The organism is Frankia sp. CcCS3 (genome assembly GCF_977927575.1).
Window position 1 is genome coordinate 1,403 of record NZ_CDWRCL010000309.1, and the last position, 2,825, is coordinate 4,227.

Sequence of the window (2,825 nt, forward strand, 5' to 3'; positions counted from 1 at the left end):
ATAGATGTGGGCGGCCCTTTGCCGTCCATTCATCGGTAAGCTCTCCCGCGATGATCGGGTAGTGAGCGATTAAGTCGACTACAACCATACGGCTGCGCCGCGGGTAATGCGTGCAACTAGGCACGCTCGCGCTCCTTTTGTGCGGAAGCATTTTTTCGGCGGTGTTTTCGCGAGGTAAAATCGCAAAATCGAGATCCCATGCCCGGAGAGCACAGAACACACAAAAAGAGAAATTCTCACGGAAAGTGTCGGCTTCCCGGCTTATTCCTGCAGCTCACCGCTGTGCGATCTGCGTTCCAATCTCGATGCACAGAACACGCAAAAAGCGAACTATCCAGAAAACGTCTTGGCTCCAGAATATTCGTGCAGTCTAGGGCTATGACTTCTCCAACAGGCACAACAGTGCTGTCATCGTCGCCGGCGCGCGGACTCCGATCGGCAAGTTGTCCGGAGCGATGAAGACTTTCTCCGCCGTGGACCTCGCCGGTTTCGCGATCGAGGCTGTGTTGGCGAAAGCCGGCATCGGCGGTGAGCGGGCCGGCTATGTGATCATGGGTCGCGTCATCCAGGCGGGCCAGGGGCAGAACACTGCACGGCAGGCCGCCGTCCGGGGCGGTGTTCCGATGAACGTCCCGGCGCGCACGGTGAACGCGGTGTGCCTGTCCGGCCTCGACGCGATCGTGCTGGCGGCCAGCCTCATCGCAAGCGGCGAGTACGACGTCGTCGTCGTGGGTGGCATGGAGTCGATGACGGGGGCACCGCACCTGTTGCCCTCCCTGCGCGCCGGCGTCCGCTACGGCAACGCCGTAGTTCTCGACGCCACCGTTAGTGACGCTCTCTTCTGCGCCTTCGACTGGACGGGCATGGGACCCTCCACTGAGCGACACATGGAGGGTCAGGGCATCAGCCGAGCCGAGCAGGATGAGTTCGCCGCGCGGTCGCACCGGTGCGCCGCCGCTGCCATGAGGAACGGTCTGTTCGATGACGAGATCGTCTTGATGACGAGATCGTCCCGGTCGAGGTGCCCAAGCGCCGTGGCAAGCCTGTGCTGGTGACGCAGGACGAGGGCGTGCGGGGTGACACCACGGCGGAGGCGCTGGCCAGGCTGCGCCCCGCGTTCGCCCCGAACGGCACGATCACCGCCGGCTCGGCTTCCCAGATCTCCGACGGTGCCGCGGCCGTCGTCGTCATGAGCCGGGTGAAGGCGAACGAGCTCAGTCTCCCCGTGCTCGCTGAGATCGGTCACCATGGCTTTGTCGCGGGCCCGGACGCCTCGCTGCTGTCCCAACCCGCGAACGCGATCGCGGCCGCGTTGCGCAAGGAGGGGCTGACCCCCGCGGACGTGAACCTCTACGAGATCAACGAGGCGTTCGCGGCGGTGGCCAAGGAGAAGCTCTCATACTGCGCGTTCCAGCGTGAGCTCGGCGTTGGTCTTCCCCTGCGCCGGGCTGGCCGGCCGGCCGATCCCTTGCCGGCCGCGGCGGCTCAGCCAGGCCGCACGCTCCTAGCACATCGTGCTGGCCCGTTCCACCCCGCTGCTCGACACAGGCCTACCGCACCCGAACCGGACGACGAGATCCTGCGAATAAGAGGACAGGTTCCCGCCCCTTCATCGCATCAGCGGCGGTCCGGCTGACCCGCTCGTCAGGTGAGAGTGTCAAGATCGCGCCTATCTGTACTCGCAAGCCGTGATCAGATCGCCAGGGCCGTATGATCCCCTGACTCGTCCCGTGCCCCCGGCCGCCCTGGAGGATGCCGCGGACGGTACCGGCTCTGGCCCTGCCGGTGCCGGCTCGCGGACGACCGAGCAGCGCCGGTTCAGAACTCGTACTTCTGCTTGAGCTCGGCGAGTGTGTCGACGAAGCCATCCAGGTGTTCGTTGGACAGTCGGTTGTTCACCATCAGTCGGATCACGGCCTGGTTCTTGTTCACCGCCGGGTAGCCGAACATCGGTACCAGATACCCGCGATCGAGGAAGTCCTGCCGGACGCGTACGGCGGTGTGGTTCGAGCCCACCGAGATCGATGTGACGTAGGTCGGCGTGGCGTTGATGGTGCAGCCGATCCCGAGCAGTCGCTCCCGCAGCCGGTCGACTCGGTCGAGGTAGCGTTCCATCACCGACGGGTCTTGTCTCATCCGGCGCAGCACATGGACGATGGCGCCGGCGGTCGGCGGCTGAATGTTGTTGGTGAACACCGACGTGCCCGACAGAAAGCGGAACGCATCAAGAGCGTCGGCCGGTCCCGCGAGGGCGCCACCGCCCAAGCCGATGGACTTGCCGAACGACACCATCAGGAAAGTCGCCCGGCGCAGCTCCTCGTATTCAGCGGCGAACCGGTGGCCGCCGTTGCCGTAGACCATGAAGCCGTTCGCGTCGTCGACGAAGCTGACCGCGCCGAACTCGTCGCACAGGTCGAGGATCTCGCCGACCGGAGCCATCGAGCCGTCGGAGTACACGGTCAAGAATCCGACAACGACCCGCCGGCCGCGGAGGTTCTCCAGCACCTGCCTGAGATCGGCAATGTCATTGTGGCGGAAGGCGATCATGTTACGTCCGAACTTGAATCGCTCAACGGCCTTCCACATGCTCCAGTGGCTGTCCCGGTCGAGCACGAACACCGTGTCGGCGTTGTCCACGCCGGGCTGGTTGTTGAACGAGAACCTGGCGCTCATCGCGTGCACGAATCCGACGTTGGCCAGCAGTCCGGTGGCGAAGGTGAGCGCTTTCTGCCGGCCGGTGATCTCAGCGACCAGCGCCTCCAGTTCCAGGTGTGGCCGGGCGACGCCCTGAACCACTCGGGAGCCGTCGACGACCAGGCCATAGG

The 2,825-nt window shown here is 64.8% G+C and carries 1 protein-coding gene and 1 pseudogene; one reads left to right on the forward strand and one right to left on the reverse strand.

All coding sequences use genetic code 11. The annotated features are described in order from the left end of the window. Positions 1-455: 455 nt before the first annotated feature. Positions 456-1,429: pseudogene (locus tag AC08OQ_RS18410) on the forward strand (acetyl-CoA C-acyltransferase); the annotation flags it as partial. 389 nt (positions 1,430-1,818) lie between these two features. On the opposite strand, the gene AC08OQ_RS18415 reads toward AC08OQ_RS18410, so the two are convergent. Continuing rightward, positions 1,819-2,825, reverse strand: a 1,007-nt coding sequence (locus AC08OQ_RS18415; protein WP_476612251.1) for an aminotransferase class I/II-fold pyridoxal phosphate-dependent enzyme, incomplete at its 5' end; no start/stop codon positions are given.